This window comes from Blastococcus carthaginiensis, from assembly GCF_030731085.1.
GTDB lineage: Bacteria > Actinomycetota > Actinomycetes > Mycobacteriales > Geodermatophilaceae > Blastococcus > Blastococcus carthaginiensis.
The window spans coordinates 1-22,593 of sequence record NZ_JASNFN010000045.1; the positions used below are offsets into that span (position 1 = coordinate 1).

Annotated in this window: 21 protein-coding genes; 13 read left to right on the forward strand and 8 right to left on the reverse strand. The window is 72.7% G+C overall.

Annotation, left to right across the window (positions count from 1 at the left end; translation table 11 throughout):
• Positions 1-115: 115 nt before the first annotated feature.
• The 10 genes from QOZ88_RS22145 (at position 116) to QOZ88_RS22190 (ending at position 11,640) form a co-directional block, all read left to right on the forward strand.
• Entirely contained in the window at positions 116-1,609 is a 1,494-nt protein-coding gene (locus QOZ88_RS22145) for an RNA-guided endonuclease InsQ/TnpB family protein (protein WP_305999899.1), read from the forward strand.
• Between the two features lie 174 nt (positions 1,610-1,783).
• Positions 1,784-2,059, forward strand: coding sequence for a type II toxin-antitoxin system Phd/YefM family antitoxin (locus tag QOZ88_RS22150; RefSeq protein WP_306001852.1), 276 nt, complete (start codon positions 1,784-1,786; stop codon positions 2,057-2,059).
• Positions 2,056-2,331, forward strand: a complete 276-nt coding sequence (locus QOZ88_RS22155; RefSeq protein ID WP_306001853.1) for a type II toxin-antitoxin system RelE family toxin — start codon at positions 2,056-2,058, stop codon at positions 2,329-2,331. Before QOZ88_RS22150 ends, QOZ88_RS22155 begins: the two co-directional genes overlap by 4 nt.
• Positions 2,332-2,559: 228 nt before the next feature.
• On the forward strand, positions 2,560-3,045 hold the full coding sequence (locus QOZ88_RS22160) for a VOC family protein (protein ID WP_306001854.1): 486 nt from the start codon (positions 2,560-2,562) through the stop codon (positions 3,043-3,045).
• A gap of 9 nt (positions 3,046-3,054) precedes the next feature.
• Positions 3,055-3,822 (forward strand): alpha/beta fold hydrolase, encoded by a 768-nt coding sequence (locus tag QOZ88_RS22165; RefSeq protein ID WP_306001855.1) that lies wholly within the window; start codon positions 3,055-3,057, stop codon positions 3,820-3,822.
• 22 nt (positions 3,823-3,844) lie between these two features.
• Entirely contained in the window at positions 3,845-5,167 is a 1,323-nt protein-coding gene (locus tag QOZ88_RS22170) for a hypothetical protein (RefSeq protein WP_306001856.1), read from the forward strand.
• Positions 5,168-5,287: 120 nt separating this feature from the next.
• Positions 5,288-5,998 carry a monooxygenase gene (locus QOZ88_RS22175; protein WP_306001857.1) on the forward strand — a complete coding sequence of 237 codons (711 nt, stop codon included), beginning with the start codon at positions 5,288-5,290 and terminating at the stop codon, positions 5,996-5,998.
• A 385-nt stretch (positions 5,999-6,383) separates the two neighbouring features.
• On the forward strand, positions 6,384-8,597 hold the full coding sequence (locus tag QOZ88_RS22180) for a diguanylate cyclase domain-containing protein (RefSeq protein ID WP_306001858.1): 2,214 nt from the start codon (positions 6,384-6,386) through the stop codon (positions 8,595-8,597).
• Positions 8,598-8,871: 274 nt separating this feature from the next.
• Entirely contained in the window at positions 8,872-10,743 is a 1,872-nt protein-coding gene (locus QOZ88_RS22185) for a BCCT family transporter (RefSeq protein WP_306001859.1), read from the forward strand.
• Positions 10,744-10,812: 69 nt separating this feature from the next.
• Positions 10,813-11,640 (forward strand): MOSC domain-containing protein, encoded by an 828-nt coding sequence (locus tag QOZ88_RS22190; protein WP_306001860.1) that lies wholly within the window; start codon positions 10,813-10,815, stop codon positions 11,638-11,640.
• 18 nt (positions 11,641-11,658) lie between these two features.
• Here the strand turns inward: QOZ88_RS22190 and QOZ88_RS22195 are convergent, their stop codons facing one another.
• The 5 genes from QOZ88_RS22195 to QOZ88_RS22210 form a co-directional block, all read right to left on the reverse strand.
• Positions 11,659-12,858 (reverse strand): MFS transporter, encoded by a 1,200-nt coding sequence (locus tag QOZ88_RS22195; RefSeq protein ID WP_306001861.1) that lies wholly within the window; start codon positions 12,856-12,858, stop codon positions 11,659-11,661.
• A gap of 93 nt (positions 12,859-12,951) precedes the next feature.
• Positions 12,952-14,199: a formamidase gene (gene fmdA / locus QOZ88_RS22200; RefSeq protein ID WP_306001862.1), complete on the reverse strand. Its 1,248-nt coding sequence runs from the start codon at positions 14,197-14,199 to the stop codon at positions 12,952-12,954.
• Positions 14,200-14,211: 12 nt separating this feature from the next.
• The gene (locus tag QOZ88_RS22205; RefSeq protein ID WP_306001863.1) at positions 14,212-14,847 is read right to left on the reverse strand and encodes an AmiS/UreI family transporter; all 636 of its coding nucleotides are present in this window, start codon (positions 14,845-14,847) and stop codon (positions 14,212-14,214) included.
• A gap of 3 nt (positions 14,848-14,850) precedes the next feature.
• Positions 14,851-15,186, reverse strand: a complete 336-nt coding sequence (locus QOZ88_RS23235; protein WP_406568245.1) for an FmdB family zinc ribbon protein — start codon at positions 15,184-15,186, stop codon at positions 14,851-14,853.
• An 87-nt stretch (positions 15,187-15,273) separates the two neighbouring features.
• Positions 15,274-16,326, reverse strand: a complete 1,053-nt coding sequence (locus QOZ88_RS22210) for a substrate-binding domain-containing protein (RefSeq protein ID WP_306001864.1) — start codon at positions 16,324-16,326, stop codon at positions 15,274-15,276.
• A gap of 143 nt (positions 16,327-16,469) precedes the next feature.
• On the opposite strand from QOZ88_RS22210, the gene QOZ88_RS22215 reads away from it, so the two are divergent.
• Entirely contained in the window at positions 16,470-16,898 is a 429-nt protein-coding gene (locus QOZ88_RS22215; protein ID WP_306001865.1) for a MarR family winged helix-turn-helix transcriptional regulator, read from the forward strand.
• Positions 16,899-16,983: 85 nt separating this feature from the next.
• Positions 16,984-18,018 (forward strand): alpha/beta fold hydrolase, encoded by a 1,035-nt coding sequence (locus tag QOZ88_RS22220; RefSeq protein WP_306001866.1) that lies wholly within the window; start codon positions 16,984-16,986, stop codon positions 18,016-18,018.
• Between the two features lie 67 nt (positions 18,019-18,085).
• Here the strand turns inward: QOZ88_RS22220 and QOZ88_RS22225 are convergent, their stop codons facing one another.
• From QOZ88_RS22225 to QOZ88_RS22235, 3 genes are read right to left on the reverse strand one after another with little or no spacing between them, the layout of a single operon-like run.
• On the reverse strand, positions 18,086-19,165 hold the full coding sequence (locus tag QOZ88_RS22225; protein ID WP_306001867.1) for an NADH:flavin oxidoreductase: 1,080 nt from the start codon (positions 19,163-19,165) through the stop codon (positions 18,086-18,088).
• Positions 19,141-19,986 (reverse strand): CPBP family intramembrane glutamic endopeptidase, encoded by an 846-nt coding sequence (locus tag QOZ88_RS22230; protein ID WP_306001868.1) that lies wholly within the window; start codon positions 19,984-19,986, stop codon positions 19,141-19,143. Before QOZ88_RS22230 ends, QOZ88_RS22225 begins: the two co-directional genes overlap by 25 nt.
• Positions 19,983-20,924 carry an NAD(P)H-binding protein gene (locus QOZ88_RS22235; RefSeq protein ID WP_306001869.1) on the reverse strand — a complete coding sequence of 314 codons (942 nt, stop codon included), beginning with the start codon at positions 20,922-20,924 and terminating at the stop codon, positions 19,983-19,985. The genes QOZ88_RS22230 and QOZ88_RS22235 overlap by 4 nt, the downstream gene beginning before the upstream one ends.
• Before the next feature lie 193 nt (positions 20,925-21,117).
• Between QOZ88_RS22235 and QOZ88_RS22240 the strand changes: the two genes are divergently transcribed.
• Positions 21,118-22,569, forward strand: a complete 1,452-nt coding sequence (locus QOZ88_RS22240) for an NAD-dependent succinate-semialdehyde dehydrogenase (protein ID WP_306001870.1) — start codon at positions 21,118-21,120, stop codon at positions 22,567-22,569.
• The last annotated feature ends 24 nt before the right edge of the window (positions 22,570-22,593 follow it).

Consider the following 22,593-nt stretch of genomic DNA (forward strand, 5'->3'; position numbering starts at 1 on the left):
GGCTAGTGCTGCGGCCTCGAAGGTTTGCCCTGTTGGGTGGTCGCCTGTTTCTGTCGGTGGGGTCGGGCAGGGTGTGGATGTGCCTCGTCATCGGGATCGGTCCGCGGCGCCGGTGGTGCACCGCACCGCCCGGGTGGAGCTGCGGGTGACCGGCGGCCAGCGGCAGCGGCTGTTCGGTCTGCTGCGCTCGGGCGGGGATGTGTGGGCGGCGGTGTTGGAGCTCAACGGCTGGCGTCGCCGGCGCGGTGACCGGCCGTTGGCCGGTTATCAGGAGCTGTGCCGGGAGCTGGCCGCGGCCGGTGAGGGAACGTTCGGCGAGCTGTCCAGCGTGGGGGCGCGGTCGGTGCTGCGCGGCTACTCCGATGCGTGGATCAGCGCCGCCCGTCGCCGCCGGGCCGGTGAGGCGTCGGTTCGGTTTCCGCGGCGGCGGCGCGGGCTGGTGCCGGTGCGCTTCTACGCCGGCACCTTCACCATCGAAACCGATAGCGGGCGACCGCGGGTGCGGCTACCGGTGGCCCGCGGTCGCCCGCCGTTGTGGGTGCGGCTGGCCCGCCCGCTTCCTTACCCGGCCGAACGGGTGCGCTCGGTGCGGCTGGTACACCAAGGTCGGTGGTTGTTCCTCGACGTCACCGTTGAGGTACCCGTCGCGACCTATCCGCCCGGCGCCGGCCCCGATCCCGCCCGGATCGCCGGAGTGGACCTGGGCATCATCCATCCCTTCGCCGTCCTGGCCTCACGCGGCGCCGACGGGAAGCGGGATGCCGGGCTGCTGGTGTCGGGGCGGGCGCTGCGCGCCGAGCACCGACTGCATCTGGCCGAAGGCAAGGCCCGCGCCCGCGCCACCGCCGCCCGCGCCCCCCGACCGGGCCAGCGCGGCTCCCGGCGGTGGCGCCGCTACCGGGCCCGCGGCCGCCGGCTGGAGGGCCGGCACCGGCGCCGGCTGACCCAGGCCCGCCACGAGGCCGCGACCGAGGTCGTGCGCTGGGCTGTGGCGCGGCGGATCGGCACCCTGGCCGTCGGCGACCCGCGCGGCCTGCTGGCCCGCGATGCCGGGCGGCGCCAGAACAAGGCCGTCCGCGACTGGGCCGTCGGCGACCTGCTGCACAAACTGGCCGACAAGGCCGAGGCCGCCGGGATCGCCGTGCACCCGGTCGACGAGCGCGGCACCTCCTCCACCTGCCCCGTCTGCACCCGCCGCGTCGCCAAGCCGCGCGGCCGGGTCTTCCGTTGTCCGCACCCCGGGTGCGGCTTCACCGGGCACCGCGACCTGGTCGGTGCCGCCAACATCGCCGCCCGCGCCCCGGCTCCGGTCGGGACCGCGAGCGGTGGCTCCCTCGTCACCGGATCGCCGCCGGTGACCACGCACCGTCGAGCCGGCCGGCACCTGCCCGGTGCCGGCCGGTCCCGGCGTGATCCCCGCCGCGGACTCCTCAGCCGGCCCCCGGGCCGGTCGACCTCCACCCATCCGGTGGCCCGTGGCGGCGGATCCACCTGGCCCGCCGTGGCCCGCCCCGAGAACCAGCCCGGTTCCGGGAAGTCGCTCGCCGGCACCCGCCGCGAGGATCAGGCACCGCCCCACCGGGGCAAACCCTGCCTGACACGGCACTAGGTGCCGTAGCCGTGCCACCGGGTCCGACTGGTCCAGGGGCTGCAGAACCCCCACGGACCGGAGGCCGTGGGGGTTCAATCCGGTGTCCGAAGAGGTTCGACGCGCGCCGGGTTCATCGGCGTCCGCCGATGGACTTCCTCGACCGCGACTGGCTACCTGACCAGGATCATGGTCATGACGACGCAGTCCTTGGCAGCGGTGAAGGCGCACTTCAGTCACGTCATCGACGAGGTCGCCAGCACGCACGAGCGGGTCACGGTCACGAGGAACGGCAGCCCGGTCGCCGTCATCCTCGCCGTCGAGGACTACGAGTCCCTGATGGAGACCCTCGAGATCCTCTCCGATCCCCGGGCCAGATCTGAGATCCGGCAGGCCGAGACCGAGATGGCCGGCGGCGAGGTCTACGACGAGGCCCAGGTGCGGGCCGCACTCGCGGCCCGCCGCCGGTGACCGGCCCCCGGGCCTACACCGTCGTCCTGTCGGCAGCCGCCAAGCGGGCCATCGAGTGCGACCTTCCCGAACCGGTGGCCGTCGCGGTCGTCGACTTCCTGTACGGGCCGCTCGCCGCAGACCCCCACCGCGTGGGCAAGCCCCTGCGGTTCCAGCTCGAGGGCTACCGGTCCGCACGACGAGGCCAGTACCGCGTCATCTACTCCATCCAGGACGACGAGGTGCTCGTGCGTGCCGTGCGCATCTCGCACCGCGCCGACGCCTACGGGTGACCGCCACGTCAGGGCCGGCCCGCGCGTGTGCGGAAGTACCGTGTCGCCCCCCCCCCCCCGGACACAGCAGAGAACCTCCACGGTCACCGACCGTGGAGTGGTGTCGTTCGTTGCGACGAGCCCACCACGTTCCAGCGGGAACGTGGTGGAGACCCCGTGTTCGGTCGGCTCGGCGGACGTGAGTAGTGGCCCCCCGGCTTCTCGCGCGCCGGCTGCCAGGATCGCGCCATGCCCTCCCTCCAAGGTGCTTCGCACATCGCTCTCACCGTTCGCGACATGGACGCCAGCGCCGAGTGGTACCAGCGCGTCCTCGGGCTGCAGGAGCTGCGCCGCTACGGCTCGGACGGGGCCGGCACGCCGCGGATCCTGTTGCTCGACCCGGCGAGCTTCTTCGTCGTCGGGCTGTGTCAGCCCGACGACGGCTCGTCCGCGGCGTTCGACCACCGTCACACCGGGCTCGATCATTTCGCCTTCAAGGTGACCGACGACGCCGAGCTCGACCGGTGGATCGCCCACCTCGACGAACTCGGCGTGGCGCACTCACCGGTGCGCGTACTGGACCTGGGGCGATTCGTGTCGTTCGAGGATCCCGACGGCATCCAGTTCGAGCTCTGGCTCCAGCCTCCCGATCCGGTCGCCGATGGGCATCGAGCCGAGGACCGTGGGGCAGGCCGTCGCCCGGCCGGGCCGGGTAGCGCAGCCGCAGGCGGGTAGGGCTCGCCCATGCCGGAGCCACCGCGCCTGCCCGTCGAGATGCTCCTCCGCTACACGGACGTGCCGGAGGGGCGCATCCGCACCCGCGTGCTCGGCCAGCGTCGGCCGGACGCCCTTCCGGTGGTGGTGGTCCAGGGGATGGCCGTCTCGGACTACCTGCTGCCTGCGTGTGCAGCACTCGGCTCGTGGACGGAGGCGCACCTCTTCGACGTCCCCGGTTTCGGTGGCAGCGGCCGGCCGACACGGCGGCTCGACGTCCGCAGCTACGGGGAGGCGGTGGTGCACTGGCTGGAGGCGAGCGGCCTGGACCGGGCCGTGGTGGTCGGCCACTCCAGCGGCACGCAGGTGGCCGCGTGGGCGGGGGTGCTGGCGCCGGAGCGGGTGGCGGCGGTGGGCCTCGCCAGCCCGACGATCGACCCGATCGCCCGCCCGCTGCCCAAGCTGCTCTACCGCTGGCGGCTGGACGCCCGCTCCCCCTCGCCCGGCCTCGTGGAGAACCACGTGCCGGAGTGGCGGCGCGCCGGCATCGCGGGGGCTGCCCACCTGGTCAGGGTCCATCTCGCCGACCGGATCGAGGAGCAGGTCGCCCGCCTCCGGGTGCCCGTGCTGGTCATCCGTGCCGAGGACGACCGGCTGACCACCGACTCCTGGGTGCGCGGGCTCGCCGAGTCGGCCGACGGCGACGTCGTGACGGTCCCCGGTGCCCACGCGTTCCTGTGGCTGGATCCGGGGGTCTGGTCGGCGCCGTTGCGCGGGCTGTCGGCCGAGGCGCGCTGAGTTGGCCCGCCGGAGCCGCCACGTGCCGCCCGAGGAGGCGGTCGCGTCGTTCGACTCGGCCAGCGCCTTCTTCATGGCCCTGGCCCGTGCGATCGAGGGCCGCGACTTCCCCTATCTGGGTCAGTCGCGGTGGAAGGCCCTGCCCGTGCGGGCCAGCGCGCTGCTTCCGCGGCCCCTTCGCTGCCGTGCGTACGCGGTCGCGAGCGGGCGGGAAGGGGTCGCGGTCGACCGGCTCGGCGACATCGACCTGGACGAGGCCGCCTCCTGGGTCGCGCGGACCTATCCGGAACGGCGCTATCCGGCCGTGCTGATCGGCTCGTCGAACGGCGCGCTGACCCATCTGGCGGCCGCCTGCGGCGTCCCGTGGCTGCCCCAGACGCTGCTCGTGCCGGTGCGCCGCCGCGGCGCCGACCCGGCGGACATGCCGGCGGCGCTCGACTTCGGCGCGCGCCACGGCCCGTCCCTCCTGGCGCACAACCCACGGGTGGCGTTGCACCAGATGCAGGACGCCAACCAGGACGCGCTCAGTGGCTCCCAGATGGCGTACTTCCGGGTGAAGTGGACCAGCCTGCCACCGGCGTACCAGCGCTTCCTCGATGAGCGGCTCGAGCCGGGGGCGCCGGTCGTCGTCGTACGGGACATGTCGACCTGGCCCGTCACCCGCGTCGGCGACCGGCACGTCTTCCAGGTCGGTGCGCAGGGCGGCATGTCTGCCGAGGAGTATCACCACGCACCCGGCGTCCCGACACCCGACGGAACCGCCGCCGAGGCCGAGTGGGGGTTCGCCGACCCACTGCTGGACGGGCTCCGGAAGGCAGCGCACCGCACCGGCCACCCGGTCGTCGAGGTGCGGTACGGCCACCCGCAGGATCCCGCCGCCGCTGTCGCCGACGTGCTCCGGTCGTGGACACGACGCCGCGGTGGCGCTGCCCAGCGACTGCTGGTGAGCTCGTTCGTCGTGCACGACCCGTGGCGGACGATCGCCACGGGGTCCGTGCCGTTCTGGACCTTCTTCCCGGTCCAGTCGGCCGCCCGCGATCTGTCCGACTACCTGGTCTCGACGACGTACGACGACGTCGACGTCCTGCTGTTCAGCCACGGGGTCGAATCCCGGGGACTGGCCGACGCCCGGACCTGGCAGCGCATCGCCGAGCTGGCCCGCCGCCGCGGTCGGTTGCTCGGCGTCGACCCGCGGGCGTTCCCGGCCGACTTCGCCGTCTTCGCGCGCTACACCTCCGCGCTGCGGTCGCTGCCCGACGCCGGGCTGACGTGGTCGCCGCTGGCCGTCGCGGACGCCTTGGCCGGTCTCCGCGGTGCGGAGCAGCTGTCCGTCGTGGGTGGCTGAGGCTGTCCACCGTGAACCGAGCTGTCGGCCGGACCGGGAATCGGCTCGGGGCCCTGCTCGAGAGGCGGATGCCGGCCATGCACCACGCCTGTTCGCGGGACGTGCGGCAGCATCCTCCTGGTGACCCTCCCGGCTGTCGTGACCCTTCATCTGTGGCAGGTCTCGACGCACGCGATCCCGCGCGCGCTGGTCCACATGGCCGCCGACCGCCGTCCGCTGCGACGGACGCCCGGCCTGCGGTTCGCCAAGCTGCTCGGCACCGGAAGCGGTCGGACCTTCACCGTCCGGGACGCGGATCCACGCCAGTGGGGACTGCTCGCGGTCTGGGACGACCTGACCTCGCCCATGGCATTCCAGGATTCCGGGCCGCCTGCGCGCTGGCGACGCTTCGCCGACGAGGAGTGGGTGGCCCATCTCGAGCCCCTCTCCGCGCGCGGGCTGTGGTCCGGGCAGGAGCCGTTCGGCAGACCCCGCCCGCGGGTCTGGGACGGTCCCGTCGCCGCGATCACCCGCGCCCGCCTGGTGCTGCGGCGGGCGGCACGCTTCTGGACCGCCGTTCCCCCGGTCTCCGCGGATCTGCACGAGTCCTCCGGCCTGCGGATGGCGCTGGGCATCGGTGAGGCGCCGCTGGGCCTGCAGGGGACCTTCAGCCTCTGGGACTCGTCGTCGTCGCTGAACGCCTTCGCCTACGGGCGGTCCCCGCACACGGTCGTCATCGAGCGGACCCACCGGGAGGGCTGGTACGCGGAGGAACTGTTCGCCCGCTTCGCCGTTCGGTCGTCCTCCGGCACGGTCGCCGGCGTCGACCCGCTGGGACCGGGGCCCCGCTGACCGGCGCTTCCGCGTCGGTCGGGGTCGCCCAGCACCGGACCACTTCCCGCCGTCACCCCACAGGTGGCCTCAGCGCAGCTCCCGCCCCGAACCAGCAGTTCCCGTCCCCGAGCCACGCGAGAGGGGCTGCTGCGAGCGGGAGCTCAGCTGGTGACCGCGTTCTCCACCTCGTCGATCACGCCTTCGTGGCCGACCGCTACGTCCGGCTCCCGATGAGCGGAACGGACACCGGGCCGCCTGCCGGTGCCTCATCGCGCGGACTCGGCCAGCACCACGCTCAGAGCCGTTACCTGCCACCGGGTCGATGGTCGCGCTGAACCCCCGGCCGCGTGGGAGGGTGTCGAGCGTGACGTCGCCCGGCGCCCCCAGGTGGACGGTCCGATCGTTGTACCAACCCATCGTCGACCTCCACGACGGCACGCTCGTCGGCGTCGAGGCGCTCTCCCGGGGAGCACCGGGACCGCTGGAGTCCGCCGCAGCGCTCTTCGCAGCCGGACGGGCCGCCGGGACGCCGGCCGACCTCGACGAGGCCTGCCTCCGCTCCGCGCTGCGGGGTGCCGCGCAGAGTTCCGCTGCCGTCACGCTGTTCGTCAACGTCGAGCCGGCCACGTTGTCGGCCCTGGGCCCGCGGCGGTTGACGGCGCTGGCGGACGCGGTGGCGGAGCACGTCCGTGTCGTTGTGGAGGTCACCGAACGTGACCTCCTGGAGCGAGCCGCCGAAGTGGTCCGTGGCGTCCAGGTCCTCCGCGACCTCGGCTGGGGCGTGGCCCTGGACGATGCGGGTGCAGAGCCCAAGGGGCTCGCGCTCATGCCGTTCCTGCGGCCCGACGTGATCAAGCTCGATCTCGCCCTGGTCCGCGGGCACACGACCCTGCTGACCGCCGCGGTGGTCAACGCGGTGCGCGCGGAGGCCGAGCGATCCGGCGCGATCCTCCTCGCGGAAGGCATCGAGAGCGAGCAGCACCTCGACCGTGCACTGGCCATGGGCGCTCGACTGGGTCAGGGGTGGATGTTCGGACGTCCCGGACCGCTGCCCACCGACGGCATGTCCGCGCTCTCCGTCCCGTCGGCACGTGCGCGTGGTGCCGGGCCCGTGGAGGTGCCCCGGACGCCGTTCGCGGTGCTCGCCGCGACCTCGACCGCGCAGCGTGCCGCCGAGCCGTTGGTCGCCTCGATGACCCGCCAACTGGAACGGCAGGCGTTGCTCCTCGACGAACAGACGGTGGTCCTGGCGAACTTCCAGGACGCGCAGGCCATGACCCCGGCGACCCGTCGACGGTACGAGTCGCTGGCCAGCCTCTCGGCCCTGACCGCGGTCACCGGTGCCGGGATGCCCGACGAACCCGCCCCCGGCGTCCACGGGACCGCTCTGGAGGCCGACGACCCGCTCACCGGGCAGTGGGTGGTCATCGTCGTCAGCCCGCACTTCGCCGCCGCTCTCGTGGCCCGGGACGTGACCTCCCGGGACGACGACGGAGGAGACCGGCCGACCGGGCCGGACGCTCAGCCGGGGCGCCGGCTGGAGTACCTGCTGACCTACGACCGCCAGCGGGTCCTCGATGCGGCAGGGCTGATGCTGCAGAGGGTGCGCCCCACGTCCGGCGCTGCGGCCGCGCCGTCGCCGGTGGCGCGGGGCACCCCTGCGCAGGACGCCGTGCGGGTGCCCCCGGCAGACCTCCCGGACCTGCTGCTCCGCGCCATCGCGACGGCCAGCAACGGCATCGTGATCGCGGATGCGCTCCTGCCGGATGTTCCCCTGGTCTACGCCAACGCGGCCTTCCTGGACCTCACGGGGTACTCCGAGGAGGAGGTGCTCGGCCGCAACTGCCGCTTCCTGCAGGGCCCGGCGACCGACCCGAGCCAGGTGCAACCCATCCGGCGCCGGATCCTCGCCGGGCGCGACGTGCACGCCGTCCTGCTCAACTACCGGCGCGGCGGCTCGACCTTCTGGAACGAGCTGCACATCAGCCCGGTCACGAACCCGGCCGGCGAGATCACCCACTTCATCGGCAACCAGCTCGACGTCACCAGCCGCATCGAGCGCGAACGACGGACGGCCTACCTCGCCCACCACGACGAACTCACGATGCTGCCCAACCGGAGCCACGTCCTCGAGCACCTCGAGCTGGAGCTCCGACGCGCACGGAGGAGCGGCACGTGCGTGGCGGCCCTCATGGTGGACCTGGACGACTTCAAGACGATCAACGACAGGTTCGGCCATGCTGCCGGGGACTCGGCGCTGACCTGGGCCGCCCGCCGCCTCCGGTCGGCGGTGCGCGCCGGTGACCTGCTCGGACGACTCGGTGGCGACGAGTTCCTCGTGGTGCTCGCCGGTCTCCCGCCGGCAGGAGGACGGCGGGAAGGCCCTGCACGGGGACCCTCGGCCGAGGAGACCGTCCGTCGGGTCCGGGAGCACCTCCACGCTGCTCTCGATGCCCCGTTCGAGCTGCCCGACGCCACGGTCCGTCTCCGCGCCAGTTCCGGCGCCGCGCTGTTCCCCCTCGACGCCGGCGAGGCGGCGGAGCTGATCGCACGCGCCGACGCCGCCATGTACCGGCACAAGACCGGCAGCCGGCAGCAGGCGTCCCCGAACGGGTGACCACCCTGACCCTCCACCTGTGCCGGCGGCAGAGGGCCGGCACCGGAGGGCGTCGCACGCGACGACGCCCGACGGCGCCACGACCACCGGCTCGGGCCCCGAGGTGTGCTCCCGGCGCCGCGCGGGCACCCCGGTCGGGTCGGTCCGGGGGCTGCCCCGGCCCGACGGCGGCGAGATGGCGTCGCTCCGCACCTTCTCCCGCGCTCGGCGGAGGCCGCACGCGGGAACGTCGACGGCGAGAGGAGGGGCGCCGCACGTCGGCGCCGCGCGTCACATGAGCGAGAACGACGGATCTTCCGGGAGCAGGCCATCCCCGGCCGGGCCGACCGCCCGGCACCCGAAGGGGGCGCCCCGCCGGCACCCCGCGCTCGTCCAGCCCCCGGCGGACGTCTCGGAGGACTCCCGCGGGCTGGACACGGTGGTCTTCGGCGTCGCCGCAGTCCTGGCCCTCGCGCTCGTGATCTGGGGCTTCCTGTCCCCCGGCACCCTCGGCAGCACGTCGAGCGCGGGGCTGAGCTGGGTGGTGCACAACGTCGGCTGGTTCTTCGTCCTGCTGGCCACGGTGATCGTGGTCTTCGTCCTCTGGCTGGGAGCGAGCAAGTACGGCCGCATCCCCCTCGGCCGGGACGACGAGGCGCCGGAGTTCCGGACCATCAGCTGGATCGCCATGATGTTCAGCGCCGGTATGGGCATCGGCCTCATGTTCTTCGGGGTCGCCGAGCCGCTGGCGCACTTCGTCGAACCGCCACCGGGCACCATCGAGGGCGGGACGGACGACGCCGTGCGCACCGCGCTCGCGACGACGCTGTTCCACTGGACGCTGCACCCGTGGGCGATCTACGCCTTCATGGGCCTGGCCGTCGGCTACGGGGTGTACCGGCGAGGCCGCAGGCAGCTGCTGTCGTCGGCGTTCGTCCCCCTGTTCGGCCGCGACGTGTCGGAGCGGCCGGCGGGGAAGGTGATCGACACGCTGGCCGTCATCGCGACCCTCTTCGGCACCGCGGCATCGCTCGGCTTCGGCGCCCTGCAGATCGGGAGCGGGGTGGAGCTCATCGGCTGGGTCGGCGAGGCCGGGAACGCGGTCATCCTGGTGATCCTGGCCATCCTGACCGCGGCGTTCGTGGTCTCGGCGTTCTCGGGCATCGCGAAGGGCATCCAGTACCTGTCGAACATCAACGTCGTGCTGGCGTTCACCCTGGCGCTGTTCGTGTTCGTGCTCGGCCCGACCGTCTTCATCCTGAACGTGGTCCCGACCGCGGTCGGCGCCTACTTCGACCAGCTGGCCGAGATGGCGGCGCGCACGGAAGCGGTCGGCGGAGACGCCATGGCGACCTGGTTGTCCGGGTGGACGGTCTTCTACTGGGCGTGGTGGATCTCCTGGACGCCCTTCGTCGGCATCTTCATCGCCCGCATCAGCCGGGGACGGACGATCCGCCAGTTCGTCGCCGGGGTGCTGCTGGTGCCGAGCGCGGTGAGCATCCTCTGGTTCGCGATCTTCGGCGGCGCGGCGATCGACGTCCAGCGGACCGGGGGTGATCTGGCCGGCCGGTCCTCGACGGAGGCGCAGCTGTTCGGGCTGCTCGAGGGGCTGCCGCTGTCCAGCATCGCCACGGTCCTCGTCATGCTGCTGATCTCGATCTTCTTCATCACCGGGGCCGACTCGGCCTCCGTGGTCATGTCGTCGCTGTCCGAGCGCGGCAACCGCGAGCCGCGATCGAGGGTGGTCATCTTCTGGGGCGTGCTCACCGGCTCGGTCGCGGCCGTGATGATGCTCGCCGGGGGCGACGAGGCGCTCCAGGGCCTGCAGAACCTGACGATCATCGGAGCGGTGCCCTTCGCCGTCGTCATCGCCGTGCTCATGGTGTCCCTGGCCAAGGACCTGCGCAGCGATCCGGCGATGGTGCGCCGGACGGTCGCCCTCGAGGCCGTGCGGCAGGCCGTCGTCGACGGCCTGACCCGGCACGGTGACGACTTCGTGCTGGCGGTGGAGCACGTGGACGAGGCCGATGGCGCAGGTGACCGCGGCCCGGCAGCGGGGACGCCACCGACGCGGACAGCGGAGCACCGGGCGGGGTCAGCGGGCCGGACGCTCGGTGACGTGGACTCCCCCGTGCCGGATCGGCGCGGTGCCGACGGACGGGAGTAGACGCACCTGGCTGCGGTCCCGCTCGGGGCCGCTATGGTCGCGGGCACCTACTGGCTCCGGGAGCGATCCATGCCGTTCGTCGCGCGCCTTTCGATCACCCCGGTCAAGGGCTCCGCACTCCACCACCCGACCCGCGTCGCGGTCACCCGGAACGGGGTCCTGACCAACCGCCGCTTCTACCTCGTCGATGCCCGACGGCGGTTGTTCAACGGCAAGCAGCACGGGCCGCTGGTCCAGATCACGGCCGAGTTCGACGAGCAGCACGAACGCCTGTCCCTGCGGATACCCGGTCGTGAGCTGCTGGAAGGCCCGGCGGACGAGTGGGGCGAGGCCGTGGTCACCAACTTCTACGGCCGCGACGTGGCCGGTCACCTGGTCGACGGGCCGTGGTCGGCCGCGCTCAGCGACTTCGTCGGTGAGCCGGTGCACCTCGTGGCCGCCGACTCCCCCGGTGATGCGGTCGACGTGCACCCGGTGACGCTGGTGTCGTCGGCCACCATCGAGCACCTGCGCGGCGTGGCTCCCGGCGGCGGAGTGCTGGACCACCGCCGGTTCCGGATGCTCCTCGAGGTCGACGGGTGCGAGGTGCACGAGGAGGACAGCTGGGCCGGGCGGTGCGTGCAGGTCGGCCAGACCCGGCTGCGCGTCGTCGGGCCCGTCCCACGCTGCGTGGTCACCAACGAGAACCCCGACAGCGGGATCATCGACTTCAACACGCTCAAGGCCATCGTGCGCTACCGGGGAGAGCTCGCCGGCGACCTCACGACACCGGTCGCCCACCTCCCCGACGACGGCGCGGTCATCTTCGGCATGTACGCGACCGTCGAGCAGCCGGGTGAGATCTCGGTGGGCGACCGGGTCGAGCTCGTCGACGCAGCCGAGGTCTCGAACCGGTAGCTCCGCACTGCACGGCGCTCACCTGCCGAGGCGGGACGTCTCCTCGTACGCCAATGACGCCAGTGCGGCCACGGCGACGAGGAGCGGGGCCGCCAACAGGAGGTACACGTGCGGCCGGCTCCCCCCGGCAGCCGGAGCCCCACCGTCGAACAGCGGTGCCGCGAGAGCCGCGCACCCCCACGCGGTGAACACGAAGCCGTACACCGTCGGGAACGCGCGCGGTCCGACCCGGTCCGCCGTCGCCGCAGGCACCAGCGCGGAGATCGCCCCGTAGGCCAGACCGATGCCGGCGAAGCCGCAGAGGACCACGGCAGGGGCGGTCGACACGGCCCACCCGGCCAGTGCGATGGCGGAGACCGCGAGCGCGGTCGCCAGGGCGGCCAAGCGCCCCACGCGATCGGACCACCAGCCGGCTCCGACCCGTCCTACGAGGTTTCCCGCGGCCAGCAGGGAGACGGCGGTTCCGGCCGCTCCGGCGCTCAACCCCGCTGCAGACGCGAGAGGGGCGGCCGTGCCGAAGACGACGAGGCCGGGGAGGGCGCCTCCGGCGAAGATGAGCCACAGCGCGGCCAGGGTCCGGCGGCGCACCGCCACCTGCCCGTCCCGGTGCCCGGCACCGGTCCCCGACGTCGGCCCACCGGGGGCCAGTGCCGCTGCGATGCCCAGCAGCCCGGCGACGAGCACGGCCAGGACGGCGAGGCCGGTGCGCCAGCCGATGTCCGGCAGGACGCGCGGCGCCACCACGCCCAGCACCACCGGGCCGATGGCGTACGCACCGACGACGAGACCGCTGGCCGCACCTCGGCGCGCGTCGACCACGCGCGCGGCCAGCGACAACGCGACGCCGTAGGCGAGCCCGTTGGCCGCGCCGAACAGCAACCCGATCCCGATCCAGGGGATCTCCGGCCGCTGCCCTGCGGCGGTCAGCCCGAGCCCGGCGCCCGCCAGGACGGCGGCCACGCCGAGCAGTCCGCGAGGGCCCAGACGACGCTGCCCGCGACCTACCCACAGCAGCGTCACGGTGAAGACGACGAGAGCGAGCGCGAACACGGCCGAGCCGCGGCCCTGCGCCGCTCCCGCATCGGCCATCACCCGGGGCGCGACGAGGCTCCAGGCGAAGAGGGTGCCCACCGCGAGGTTCGCGACGGCACCGGAGGCGATGAGACGGGCCGTCGTCGGCCGACCGGACGGCCACGGCTCCGGACGCTCACGGTTCACGAGGCAGCGCCGGGTGCCGGCGTCCGCCCGGCGGCGGCACCGGTGCGGGCGGGCCGGAGCGCTGGACCGCCCGCACCAGGAGGCTCCGGCCGGTCAGGAGGTGACGGCCACCTGGCCGCGGTCCTGCCGCTGCGGCCCTCCTGCGCTGGGCCTGATGTCGGTGTCGAAGATCTCCGTCGGCAGGAACAGCGAGCAGCACGCGTTCGGGATGTCCACCACCCCGCCGATGCGTCCCTCGATCGGCGAGGTGCCGAGCAGGAAGTAGGCCTGCTCCCCGGTGTAGCCCCACTTCTCCAGGTACCTGATCGCGTTCAGGCAGGCGTTCCGGTAGGCCAGCGTGGCGTCCATGTAGTAGTTGGTGTCGTCGCGGTGGTCGACCGAGACCCCGATGAAGGTCAGGAATTCGGAGTAGCGCGGCTCCACCCGCCCCGGGATGAAGAACGGGTTCGTGGTCACCCCGTAGGTCTCCATGCCGCCCTTGATGAGGTCGACGTGGAAGTCGATGAAGCCACCCATCTCGATGGCACCGCAGAAGTTGATCTCACCATCGCCCTGGCTGAAGTGCAGATCCCCGCCGGAGAGCAGTGCGCCGTCGACGTAGACCGGGTAGAAGACGCGGCTGCCCCGGGTGAAGTTCTTGATGTCGTGGTTGCCGCCGTTCTCCCGCGGGGGGACCGTGCGCGCGCCCTCGCGACCGATCTTGTCGAGCAGGTCGCCGCCGGCCGTCCCACCGAGGACGCCGTCCATCAGAGGCGGCAGTCCCAGCGCCGGCACGCGGTCGGGATCGGTGTCGATGAGCGCCTGCTCCCGGGCGTTCCAGCGGGCCAGCAGCTCCGGCGACGGGGCGGTGCCGAAGAGCCCTGGGTGGGTGATCCCGGTGTACTTGACCCCTGGGATGTGGCGGGATGTGGCTTCCTGTCCCCGGAAGTCCCAGACCGCCTTGTAGGCGTCGGGGAAGTAATCGGTGAGGAAACCGCCTCCGTTGACCTTGGCGAAGATGCCGGAGTAGCCCCAGCCCTCACCGCAGTTGGGGCCCTCCGCCTGCGGTACGGGGCCCAGGTCGACGATGTCCACGACCAGCAGGTCACCCGGCTCGGCCCCCTCCACGGCGATGGGGCCGGAGAGCATGTGGGCCACGTCCAGGTTGACGTCCCGCACGTCGTTGGCGGAGTCGTTGTTGCCGATCTGGCCGTCGGTCCACTCCTTGCACTCCACCCGGAAGGTGCTGCCGGGTTTGACCGTCACGGCCGGCGGGATGTCGGGATGCCACCGGTTGTGGCCCGGCACCGCCTGGTCGCGCATGGACTTGCTCTGGTCGACGCTGAACACGACCTCGGGCATGGCTACTTCCTTTCAGTGGACGCCCGGCGCGGTGCCGGGCTGTGCAGCGATGGCGGGAGCGGAGAGCAGCCGGCTCAGCGGCATGCAGGCGAGGAGGAGGAGAAGTCCGAGGACGGCGACGACGATGGTCGTGAGAGCCGTGTCGTCCCACCAGCCGGTGATGATCAGGAAGGCCGGGACGCCGGCGGTGAGCACTCCCTCTCCTGCCGCGAGGACACCGATCGCCGGGGTCAGGTGCTCCTTGTGCAGCGCCATCAGCAGGAAGAAGGTGAACCACAGGATCGCCCAGAGCAGCCAGATGACGGCGAAGGTCCGGTCCTCCACGGCGACCCAGGAGTGGATGGCGAACCCGACGGCCGCGACGGCCACGGTCAGCGAGAACCAGCCGAGGCCTTCGGCGGGGGCTCCCGTGAGCCCGTTCATCCCCACCCAGAGGTAGGTGAAGCCGAAGAAGTAGAGGCCGGCGGCGAGCGCGATCCGCGCCGGGTCACCGTCCGCGACGACGATGAGGTACGTCGGCGTGAAAACCTGCAGAGCGCCGACGAAGAGATTCAGGGGCGCGGCACCACGCGGGCTCACATGTCCGAGCAGCATGATGCCGTTGACGAAGAGCACGACGCCGACGTAGAGCAGTCCGACCGCGCTCATGGTTCACGACCTGGGCAGGGACGGGTAGCGACCCCTGGAGCGCCGGGCCGCGTTGACCGGAGCCGCTCCCGTCATGGGGTTCCACCGCGGGCTGCGGGGACGCGGAGCCCCGTCCGGGATCGAGCGGACCACCTGCGGCGACTCCGCACTCGCGTCCGCAGCACCGACGGCGCGGTGCAGCCCGGCCGGGGTCGTCGCCAGGTGCGGAGCGGTGAACACGCGGGGGGACTCCGCCGCGCAGTTCGGGCAGGGATGCGTCGGGGTCAGCGAGGACATCGGCTGGATGACCTCGAAGACCGAGCAGTCCGGGCATCGGAAGATGTATGTGGCCACGGTCACTCCTTCGCCTCACCTGAAACATATTCAGGTGGAAGGATCTGTCAAGGGGAGACCGTGCGGACCGGCCGGCGGCGGGACGTCGGCCGGTCAGAGACCGGTCAGGACGTCGAAATCGACGCCGTCCGCGAGGGCGAGGTGGACGGGCTGCTGCAGGTGGTTGCCCACGAACGACACGGCTCCGCGGGGACCGTCGTAGCCGACGCCGTCGGCCACCTCGAGCATCCGGTGCACGTCCAGGCTCCCGGCGTGCTGCGCCAGCGCGGCCAGCGTCATCAACCCCTCGTAGCAGGACTCCGCGGCGTTGTTGAGCGGGGGCGCGTCCGGCCCGTGCTGAGCGACGTAGTCGGCGCCGAGGTCCAGAGCCGACGACGTGGCGAGCGAGCGGAAGTAGGACGCGCAGACGAACAGGTTCCCGGTCGCGTCCGCGCCGCTGGCCATGAGCATGTTCTCCTCCATCAGCGGGCTGAAGCGGATCAGGTCCTCCTGCAGCCCGCACTGGGTGAAGCTCCGGTTGAACTCCACCGCGTCCTGCCCGACCAGGTACATCAGGACGCCCTGCGCGTCGCTGCTGCGGACCCGCTCCAGGACGCCGGTGAAGTCGCGGGTGCCCAGCGGGACGAACGCCGTCCCGGCCAGGTGCAGGTCCAGCCGGCGGGCGAAGACCTTGGTGACGTCGACCGAGGCGCGCGGCCAGATGTAGTCGTCTCCGACGATGAACCACGTGCGCACCCCGCAGACGTCGCGCAGCCAGCGCAGTGCGGGCGCGATCTGCCGCGCCGGCGTCTCCCCGGAGCAGAAGACGCCCGGGCTGGTCTCGCCGCCTTCGTACAGGGACGTGTAGACGTAGGGGATCCGGCCGGCGGTCATCGGGGCCAGCGCCTGACGCACGGCCGAGATGTGCCAACCCGTGACGCCGTCGACGCCTCCGGCGGCGATCCGCCGGCCGATCTCGGCCGCGATCTCCCCCGGCGGCGCACCGCCGTCGATCACCTCGATGCTCATCTCCCGGCCGAGGACGCCGGTCTCGTTGATCAGCCTCAGCGCTGTCGCCGCGACCGCCTCGCAGGACGGGCCGAAGATCCCGGCAGGACCTTGCAGCGGGACGACCAGCGCGACCCGCAGGGTGCTATCCCGACCCAATGCTTTCCCTCCTTGGCGTGACAGGCACGGCGAGAAAGGCGGGAGTCCCGGACGTCTGCCAGAATCGAACGTCCGAGTGGGGCATGACTATGCTCATCTGCCCGAGATTTGGGAAGAGCGTGCTCGGGCGAGAAGAGACAAGCATGCTGCAGCGGGATCGGGGGCAGACCGTGTCCCACGTCGACCTCCTGCGCCAGGCTGCCCTCGGCCTGTCCGGCCGCGTCGAGAAGATCCTCACCGAGGCCGACCTGACGCTCGACCAGTGGCGCGTGCTGGGCGCCCTCATCCAGTGCGGCCCCCTGTCGATGAGCGATCTCGCGAGCCGCACGCACATCACCGGGCCGACGCTCACCCGGATCGTCGACCGGCTGGCCGAACGCGCGCTGCTGTACCGCAACGTCGACGCCGCGGACCGGCGACGGGTACTCGTCCACGTCGCCGACCGCGGCCGGGCACGTCACCAGTCGCTGGCCCCGCGGATCGCCGAGGCGGAGCGGGACGGGTTGGCACCCTTGTCCGAGGCCGAGGCACACACCCTTCGCCGCCTCCTGGAACGGCTCGCGACGGCCTGAGCCCGCGCGGTCGGTGGATCTCGGCTTGCCGTCCTCCGGGGCGCAGGGCAGGCTGCGGAGAAGTTTCCACGTGAACGGAGTTCCCGTGCCGGCACCGACTGATCACGAGCTGTTCGACCTCGGGGAGCTGCCCCTGCAGAGCGGCGCCACCTTGCGGGGAGCGCAGCTCGCGTACAAGACATACGGCACGCTGAACGAGGACAAGTCGAACGTCATCGTGCACCCCACCTGGTTCAGCGCCTGGCACGACCAGAACGAGTGGTCCATCGGGGCGGGGAAGGCCTGCGATCCGGACAGGTACTTCGTCGTCGTCCCCGATCAGCTCAACAACGGTCTGTCCTCATCGCCGAGCAACACCCCGCAGCCGTTCGACGGGCCGCACTTCCCGCCGGTCACCTTCCACGACCAGGTCGAGGCGCAGCACCGCCTGCTGACGGAGAAGTGGGGCATCCGATCCGTCGAGCTGGTCGTCGGCTCCTCGATGGGCGCGGGCCAGACCTACCAGTGGGCGGTCAGCCACCCCGGGATGGTCAAGCGCGCCGCGCCGATCGTCGGCTCCAGCCGCACCAGCGAGCACAACCAGGTGTTCCTGAAGAGCCTCCGCGCCGCGCTGACCCTCGACCCGGCGTTCCAGGGCGGCCACTACTCCCCCGGCGCCCCGCCCACCGCCGGTCTGCGCGCCTTCGCCCGCATCTATGCCGGCTGGGGTCTCTCCCAGGCTTTCTACTGGGAACGCGAGTACCGGCAGATGGGCTACTCCTCCCTCGAGGACTTCCTCGTCGGGTTCTGGGAGGGGTACTGGCTCGACGACCGCGACCCCAACGACCTGCTGGCCATGCTGTGGACCTGGGAACACGGCGACGTCGGGCAGACCCCGGGCTTCGGCGGGGACACCGAGGCCGCCCTGCGCTCCATCCGCTGCCCGTTGATCGCGATGCCGGCCCGCACCGACCTGTACTTCCCGCCGGAGGACGAGCAGTGGGCTGCCCAGTTCATCCCGAACGGTGAGGTCCGGGTCATCGACACGATCTGGGGTCACTTCGGTGGTCTCGGCATGAACCAGCCCGACAACGACGTCATCGACGCGACGCTCCGAGAGCTGCTGGACCGTCCGGCGTGATCGGCTGGGCGCCGGCACCTGCAGGAGCCGAGCGGCACGGCCGCGGCCACCGCGAGCGCCGTCGCGGTCAGGACACGTCCGCGACGAAGCCGCGCCACCCGCGCATGTAGTCGACGAACGGCGGCGACAGTCCTTCGGCGGCCAGGTGCGCCGGGCTCGCCGGCGTCGGGACCGGCTCGAACGCGGCGTCACGACGCACGCGCTCGGGGAAGTCGTGGTGCAGGATCGCCGTCCGGCCCACCATGACGAAGTCGGCGCCCCGCTCGAGCGTCTCGAGCGCCTGCCGGCCGGTGCGCACCTTGCCGGCCACGCCGAGGCGGGCCTTGCCGCGGTCGAGGTCGGTGAACCACTCCATCAGCGGACGGTCGCGGTGCGCCTCCTCCTGCGGCTGCTTGGCGACGTCCCACAGTGACAGGTCCAGGTAGTCGACGTCGTCGGAGCGCAACAGCTCGGCCGCCACCTCGCGCACCTCACCCAGCCGCAGGCCGAAGCGCTCGGGCGACAGCCGGACGCCCACCTGGAAGTCCGGCGCGCACCGCCGGCGCACCGCGGTGACGACGTCGAGCAGGAGGCGGGCGCGATTCTCCAGCGAGCCCCCGTAGCGGTCGGTGCGCCGGTTCAGCTCGGGCGAGAGGAACTGGGTGAGCACGTAGCCGTGCGCACCGTGCACCTCCACGCCGTCGAAGCCGGCACGCTCCGCCCGCAGGGCGGCGGCAGCGAAGTCCTCCACCAGCTGGGCGACCTCGTCGGCGGTCATCGCCCGCGCGCCGCTCTCCTCGTCGTCCGACGGCGCCATCGGCTGCCCCACCAGCTCCCGGGGCGACCGGGCACCGGCGTGGTGCAGCTGCAGGGCGGCCAGCGATCCGGCGTCCTTGAGCGCGGTGGCGAGCCGGGTCAGCCCGGGCAGGTGGTCGTCGGAGAAGACGCCGAGCTGCCCGGGGAAGCCCTGGCCACCTGCCTGCACGTGCGCGGCACAGGTCATGGTCAGCCCGTGCCCACCGCGGGCCCGCATCGCCAGCCAGTGCAGCTCCTCGTCGGAGAGCCGGCCGTCGGGGTGGCTCTGCGTGTTGGTCAGCGGAGCCAGCCACAGCCGGTTCGGTGCGGCAGGGCCGTGGGCCAGCGTCAGGGGTGCGAAGAGGTCGGACACCCGCGCGAGGGTACGGCGGCAGGACGTACCGGGGCCGGACCGCTCCGTCGTCCACCCTCCCCGGACGAGGGCGACCGCTCCTCCGCGAGCCGGTCGGCGAACAGCGGCGGCAGGTAGCGCAGCATCAGTGCCGACCACACCACGTGGGTGAGCACCGGCGCCTGGATGCCGCCGGTGATCCGGCGCTGCTGCGCGAACAGCAGCCCCATCGGCACGCTGGCCAGGACGAGCGCCGGGTTGCGGGTGGCCGTCGTGGCCAGCCCGTAGACCGCGGTCGAGACGAGCGCCGGCCGCCGGGTGCCCGCCGCCGCGTACAGCGCGCCGCGGAAGAACACCTCCTCCGCGATGCCGTTGGCCAGCGTGGTGGTGGCCACGAGCGGCGTCGACCCCTGGTCGGCGTAGCGGAGCACCGAGCCGATCGCCCGCTCCAGGACGGGGATCCGCCGGGCGACCAGCGCCGCGGCGTAGAAGGCACCGAAGGCACCCACCCCCGAGGCGACCGGCGTGAGCACCGGCCGGCGCAGCGAATCCCCGGGCCCGAACATCCGCCCCAGGTGCAGCGGCCCGGACGCCAGGCCGCCGACCACCCAGGTGCCGGCGACGCCCAGGGTGAGCCCGTAGAACCGTGGTGAACCCGGCGGCGTCGACAGCGACGCCCCGAGCAGCGACGCACCGGTGACCGCGACGGCGCCGGTGACGCGCCGGCGTCGCCGGAAGGCCGCGTCGCTCTCCCAGTGGTCCCGCGGCACGCTCCGCAGCAGCGGCCCGGCGGCCCGGCGGACCCGGGCCCGTAGCGCCCGGACCGCCCGGCGGTGGTTCACCGCCGCGCTCCCCGGCTCAGCCAGCCGCCGCGCCGCTCCCCCACCTGCCGCCGGCGTTCCCGCGCCCGCTCGATGAGCGCGGTGAGCACCATCTCGTCGTAGTCCATCGGCTCGAACGGGACGACGGACCGGATGGCGTCGTCGGTGACGACCACCTCGATGGTCATCGAGTCGATGAGCGACCGGCCGGTGGCGACGTCGACGTCGGTGACCAGGGCCAGCCAGCGCGAGGACAGCTGCGGGCTGAGCAGCGGCACGGGGACGACGAACAGGTGCCGGTTCTGAATGTCGGCGACCCGGGTGAGCATCTGCAGGTAGGTGAGCACCTCCGGGCCGCCCACCTCGAACACCCGCCCCTCCGTGCCCGGTGCGTCGAGGACGCCGACCAGGTACCGGACGACGTCGGCGACCGCGATCGGCTGCGTCCGCGTGCTGACCCAGCGGGGGGTGACCATCCCGGGCAGGTGGGCAACCAGCTGGCGGGTCATCTCCCAGGAGACCCCGCCGTGGCCCACCACGATGCCCGCGCGCAGCACGGTGACCGGCACACCCGTGCCGGCCAGGAGCTGCTCGACCTCCCGGCGGCTGCGCAGGTGCGGCGAGAGCCGGTCGTCGTCCCGGCCGAGGCCGCCGAGGTAGACGATCCGGCCCACTCCCCCCGCGGCGGCGGCCCGGGCGAACGCGCGCGCCGCCTCGGCGTCCTTGCGCTCGAAGTCCGGGTCGCCCAGGGAGTGCACGAGGTAGTAGGCGGCCTCGCAGCCCTCGAGCGCCGCCCGGAGCGACGCCTCGTCGCCCACGTCGCCGGCGACCGGGGTGCCGGCGCCCGCGTACCGCTCCGGCCGCCGGGTCATCGCCCGGACGTCGTGGCCCGCCTCCTCCAGCGTGGTGGCCAGCCGGCTCCCCACGAACCCCGACGCGCCGGTGACCAGGATCCTCACCGCCACAGCCTCACCCGGGCCGGGGTGCGGACGCCACCCGTGGCACCGGGTCCGGGCGACGCGGTCGTCGGCGGCCTCGCCTCGATGCTCCGCCTCCGACCGGGGATGACACGATCTGGTCGGTGCGGCGCCCTGCAGGCACGGCTCCGCGACCTGACGCCTCCTGTCTCGTTCGCCCGGTGAGGAAGACGCGATGACGCACAGCCCAGCACAGACCCTCTACATCGACGGGCAGTGGCGTCCGGCCGATGGGGGCCGGACGTTCCCCGTGACGGATCCGGCCACGGGGGAGGTGATCGGGCAGGCCGCGGACGGCGACCGGACGGACACCCTGGCGGCCATCGCCGCTGCCGACCGCGCGCTGCCGGCCTGGTCGGGCGCCACGGCCTACGAGCGCGCGGCCGTCCTCGCGAAGGCGGATGCGCTGATGCGGGAGCGGCGGAAGGACCTGGCCGCGCTGATGACCCGGGAGCAGGGCAAGCCGCTGAAGGCGTCGATGAACGAGGTGGCGTACGCCGCGGACTTCCTGGCGTGGTTCGCCGAGGAGGCCAAGCGCATCGGTGGTGTCACGATCCCCTCGGCGCGGGCCGACCAGCGGTTCGTGACGATGCGTCAGCCGGTCGGCGTGGTCGCGGCGATCACCCCGTGGAACTACCCGATCTCGATGCTGACCCGCAAGCTCGCGCCGGCCCTCGCCGCCGGGTGCACCTCGGTGCTCAAGCCCGCCGACCAGACACCGCTGTGCGCGGTCGCCACGGTGCAGCTGCTGGCCGACGCAGGGGTCCCCGCGGGCGTGGTCAACATGGTCACCACCACGCGCCCGGGCGAGGTCGGCGACACGCTGCTGGAGTCCCCGGTGGTGCGGAAGCTGACGTTCACCGGATCCACCGCGGTCGGGAAGATGCTGGCGGCGAAGGCCGGCGCCACGCTGAAGAGGGTGTCGGTGGAACTGGGTGGCCACGCGCCGTTCATCGTCTTCCCCGACGCCGATCCGGTCCGCGCGGCGAAGGGCGCTGCGCTGGTGAAGTTCCTGAACACCGGCCAGGCGTGCATCAGCCCCAACCGCATCTACGTCCACCGGTCCGTCTACGACACGTTCGTCACGACCCTCGAGCAGCGGATCGCGGCGCTGCGGGTCGGCAAGGGCGACTCCGACGGCGTCTCGATCGGCCCGCTGATCGACGAACGGGCCGTGGCGAAGATGGAGGCCCAGGTGCTCGACGCCCGCACCCGCGGCGCCCGGGTGGTGGCGGGAGGCGAGCGCGTGCAGGTCGACGGGCTCGATGGCACGACGTTCTTCTCGCCGACGCTGCTGGCCGACGTGACCCCGGACATGCTCATCTCCCGCGAGGAGACCTTCGGGCCCATCGCCGCGGTCACGCCGTTCGACGACGAGGACGAGGTCATCGCCCGGGCGAACGACACCGAGTACGGCCTCGCCGCGTACGTCTACACCAACGACCTGTCGAGGGCGATCCGGGTCACCGAGAAGCTGCGGTTCGGGATGGTCGGGATCAACGACATCAACCCCACGTCCGCCGCCGCCCCCTTCGGCGGGATCAAGGCCAGCGGCCTGGGCCGCGAGGGCGGCTACGAGGGGATCGACGAGTACCTCGACACCAAGCTCGTCGGCATCTCGATCTAGTACTGCCGCCGTCAACGTTCGCCT

Excerpts from the sequence above, each read along its gene's own strand:
- QOZ88_RS22160 (WP_306001854.1), top strand. The coding sequence starts at position 2,560 with ATGCCCTCCCTCCAAGGTGCTTCGCACATCGCTCTCACCGTTCGCGAC.
- fmdA (WP_306001862.1), bottom strand. The coding sequence starts at position 14,199 with ATGCCCGAGGTCGTGTTCAGCGTCGACCAGAGCAAGTCCATGCGCGAC.
- QOZ88_RS22150 (WP_306001852.1), top strand. The coding sequence starts at position 1,784 with ATGACGACGCAGTCCTTGGCAGCGGTGAAGGCGCACTTCAGTCACGTC.
- QOZ88_RS22185 (WP_306001859.1), top strand. The coding sequence starts at position 8,872 with ATGAGCGAGAACGACGGATCTTCCGGGAGCAGGCCATCCCCGGCCGGG.
- QOZ88_RS22240 (WP_306001870.1), top strand. The coding sequence starts at position 21,118 with ATGACGCACAGCCCAGCACAGACCCTCTACATCGACGGGCAGTGGCGT.
- QOZ88_RS22165 (WP_306001855.1), top strand. The coding sequence starts at position 3,055 with ATGCCGGAGCCACCGCGCCTGCCCGTCGAGATGCTCCTCCGCTACACG.
- QOZ88_RS22190 (WP_306001860.1), top strand. The coding sequence starts at position 10,813 with ATGCCGTTCGTCGCGCGCCTTTCGATCACCCCGGTCAAGGGCTCCGCA.
- QOZ88_RS22215 (WP_306001865.1), top strand. The coding sequence starts at position 16,470 with ATGCTGCAGCGGGATCGGGGGCAGACCGTGTCCCACGTCGACCTCCTG.
- QOZ88_RS22205 (WP_306001863.1), bottom strand. The coding sequence starts at position 14,847 with ATGAGCGCGGTCGGACTGCTCTACGTCGGCGTCGTGCTCTTCGTCAAC.